Source organism: Leuconostoc sp. BM2, from assembly GCF_002095565.1.
In the GTDB taxonomy this organism is placed as follows: Bacteria; Bacillota; Bacilli; order Lactobacillales; family Lactobacillaceae; genus Leuconostoc; species Leuconostoc falkenbergense.
Map to the genome: position 1 here is coordinate 1 of NZ_MOWQ01000122.1, position 570 is coordinate 570.

1 protein-coding gene is annotated in these 570 nt (G+C 38.8%); it reads left to right on the forward strand.

Translation table 11 applies throughout. The features are described from left to right. Positions 1-570: transposase (locus tag BMG01_RS10765; protein WP_143472309.1), on the forward strand; the 570-nt coding region annotated here is incomplete at both ends.

Consider the following 570-nt stretch of genomic DNA (forward strand, 5'->3'; position numbering starts at 1 on the left):
AAAACAGTTGGTTCAGCTTCGCCCGAATAAAAATGATTTGAATGATGCTAAAAACTTGGCTGAGACCCAATTCATTTTAGCTCGTGCTAAAAGTTATGTTCAAAATCCAATTTATATTGAGTTACAAGATATGAGCCGCTTTTATCAACAAATTAATCATGATATTGTCAGTACAAAAAATAGATTACATCGCACTTTACAACTGACCTTTCCTGAAATCGAAGGACTCTTTTCTGCCACCGATAGTCCACATTACTGGGAACTCTTAACAATAGTACCACATGCAATAATTACAAGACGTTCGAGGCAAGCACTCATGGACACGATTCAAGGTGGGGTTAGTTGGCATATCGGTCACGAGAGATTACGTAAATTAGTCGACCAACTAATGAGTATGGGTCAGATATCAGCGCCTGCAGTTGCTGCCAATTCTTATAATGTTACACAAGTTATATACTATGCAAAGCGTTTGATTGAGTTGCATGGTACCAAGGGTGACATCCTGACTGCTATGGTAGATAAGGCTAAGGATTTACCGGAATACAGCATTTATCAAAGCATTCCAGGGTT